Origin of the sequence: Enterococcus sp. RTP21361st1_A6_RTP21361_211029 (genome assembly GCF_040910045.1) — a bacterium.
Taxonomy (GTDB): domain Bacteria; phylum Bacillota; class Bacilli; order Lactobacillales; family Enterococcaceae; genus Enterococcus_D; species Enterococcus_D gallinarum.
This window is the reverse complement of the sequence record NZ_JBDGBK010000174.1, coordinates 1-2,424: the sequence shown is the minus strand read 5'-3', so window position 1 is coordinate 2,424 and position 2,424 is coordinate 1. Positions and strand designations below refer to the sequence as shown.

Below are 2,424 nucleotides of genomic sequence, written 5' to 3'. Positions count from 1 at the left end.
TTCGAAACGAAGTAGATAAAAAGCTGTTCCAAGCTCGAGTTACGAGTTTGGAACAGCTTTTGTCTACAGTCTGAAAGAACCCCGCGGGGTTCTTTTTTATTGTTTCAGTTCTGTGAATGCAGCAGCAATTTGCAGGAGACCTTTTTGCAGCGTTTCTCGAGGACAAGCCAAGTTGATCCGCATATGTTGCGTTCCGGATGGGCCAAAGTTGATACCTGGATTCAAGACCACTTTTGCTTCTTTGATCAATTTGCGTTGTAACTCTCGGTCAGAAAGACCGTAGGCAGAGAAGTCTAGCCACATAAGATAGGTGCCTTCTGGCTTTTGAAACTTGATTTCAGGTAATTTTTCTACCAAAAACTCACAGGTCCATTCGATATTGGCTGAAAGATAGTTAAGCAATTCATCCAGCCATGCTTCTGACTCTCGATAGGCTGCTTCTGTTGCTACAATACCGAATGTATTGATTTCACTTTGAACATTTTTTTCTTGAACAGTTATGAATTGTTTTTTCAAATCCAGATTTTTGATAAAGATCATTGAATTTTTGATGCCGGCCAAGTTGAATGTTTTGGTTGCTGAAGTTAAAACAATGGAGAAATCAGCAAAAACAGGATCAACTGTCTGAAATGAAACAAATGTATTCGGAGCAAAAACGATGTCTTGATGGATTTCATCGCTGACCACGAGAACATGATGTTTTTGACAGATCGACCCAATTGTTTGCAGCTCCTCTTTTGTCCACACACGACCACCAGGATTGTGTGGATTACACAAAATCATCAGTTTGACATGGTTATCTACAATAGCAGATTCCATTGCAACGGAATCGATTTCGAAATGCCCGTTTTTTTCGATCAACGGGTTGCGCACAAGTTGACGCTGATTTTTTTCAACAACGTCAGCAAATGGTGGGTACACTGGATCATGAATCATTACACTGTCGCCTTCATTGGTATAGCTCTGCACAGCTAATGCGAGACTAGGGACAACACCACTGTTGAACAAAATCTCCTCTTTTTGTAGCGAGTAGTTGTGTTTTCGTTCTTGCCAAGAAATGATTGCTTCGTACAAACTTTCAGGGAAAACAGTATAGCCGTAAATTCCTTGATCAATCACTTGCTGCAGGGCATTCTTGACCGGCTTAGGTGCCAAAAAATCCATGTCGGCTACCCATAACGGCAGTAAACCTTCTTCCTTATAGGTCGTAGCAATACTGTCCCACTTTACACTATTGGTATTTAACCGTGAATGGACATTGTCAAAATTCGTCATATGTACCCCTCCTAGATCGTTTTTTTCTACTACTTCAAATCTAACACTAGTTCAAGTATAATAAAAGATGAAAAGAGAGGAAATCATATGGACTATCAAATCGGAACTATTATTGACGGAACGGTCACAGGTATACAACCATACGGCGCCTTTGTGTCGCTCGATAAAGAAACACAAGGCTTGATCCATGTTTCTGAGATCCAGTCTGGATACACGAAGAATATTCATGATGTTTTGCAAGTGGGCCAGGAGGTGCGCGTACAGATTATCGATATCGATGAATATAGCCAAAAAATCAGTCTGTCCCGCAGAACATTAGAACAAAAATTTGTTCAGCTTCCTTATAAGCGCAAAAGGTATTTTACGAATAAAAACAAACGAATCGGTTTTCGGACGATTGCTGAAGCCTTACCAAAGTGGACAGCAGAAGCCAAAGAGATGCTGGAAAAAGAAAACGGAAAGAGATAATCGTGCATATTTTCTGAAAATGTGCTAAAATTGATTTACAATCAGTTGAATAACCGAGGTGGGTATTTTGGGATCCAAAAAAGTGGCAGGAACAGTTATGATGCACTTGGCAAATGGCTCGAAAAAGTTTTTGATGCAGACGCACGAAGGTACCGCAGAACTGGCATCTACAGACTTCTCTGAAGATAAGACCGGTCTAGCAAATATTTTACAATTGTTTAAAGACAGTATTCATTTAGACGTGACAGCGATCAATCTTGTTGAATTAACCAATGGATCGATTGATGCTGAGAATATTCCACTTTTTGTTTTTGAAACCCAAGAATCAGGACAAGACAAACAACTACCTGATGGTTATGCGTGGGAAGAACCGAATGTTTTCAGACAAATTATTGAAGATTACAAAATAGAAGGTATGCCATTCTTCTAATCAAATGGATAGAAGACAACTACATAAAAAAGCCGTTGATACGGCTTTTTTTCTTTTCAGAAAATTTATTGGAGAAAAACAGAAAATATGCTTGACCCTCAGAGAGAATAATGGTAAATTTATCAACGTTGGCAAAACACACCGACAGTCAAAACCTTTCAAAAAAACTTTTTGAAAAAGGGCTTGACCAAAACGGAAACAGATGATATTATAACGAAGTCGCAAATTTAAGAAATCAATTTGATGCTGAT

At 39.1% G+C, this 2,424-nt stretch carries 3 protein-coding genes; 2 read left to right on the top strand and 1 reads right to left on the bottom strand.

Annotated elements, in window-relative coordinates; genetic code table 11:
• Window positions 1–96: 96 nt before the first annotated feature.
• On the bottom strand, window positions 97–1,275 hold the full coding sequence (locus AB5Z52_RS16650; RefSeq protein ID WP_003128791.1) for a MalY/PatB family protein: 1,179 nt from the start codon (window positions 1,273–1,275) through the stop codon (window positions 97–99).
• Between the two features lie 87 nt (window positions 1,276–1,362).
• On the opposite strand from AB5Z52_RS16650, the gene AB5Z52_RS16645 reads away from it, so the two are divergent.
• Together AB5Z52_RS16645 and AB5Z52_RS16640 are read left to right on the top strand one after the other, a co-directional pair.
• Entirely contained in the window at window positions 1,363–1,743 is a 381-nt protein-coding gene (locus AB5Z52_RS16645) for a CvfD/Ygs/GSP13 family RNA-binding post-transcriptional regulator (protein WP_003128793.1), read from the top strand.
• 67 nt (window positions 1,744–1,810) lie between these two features.
• The gene (locus tag AB5Z52_RS16640) at window positions 1,811–2,173 is read left to right on the top strand and encodes a hypothetical protein (RefSeq protein ID WP_003128795.1); all 363 of its coding nucleotides are present in this window, start codon (window positions 1,811–1,813) and stop codon (window positions 2,171–2,173) included.
• The last annotated feature ends 251 nt before the right edge of the window (window positions 2,174–2,424 follow it).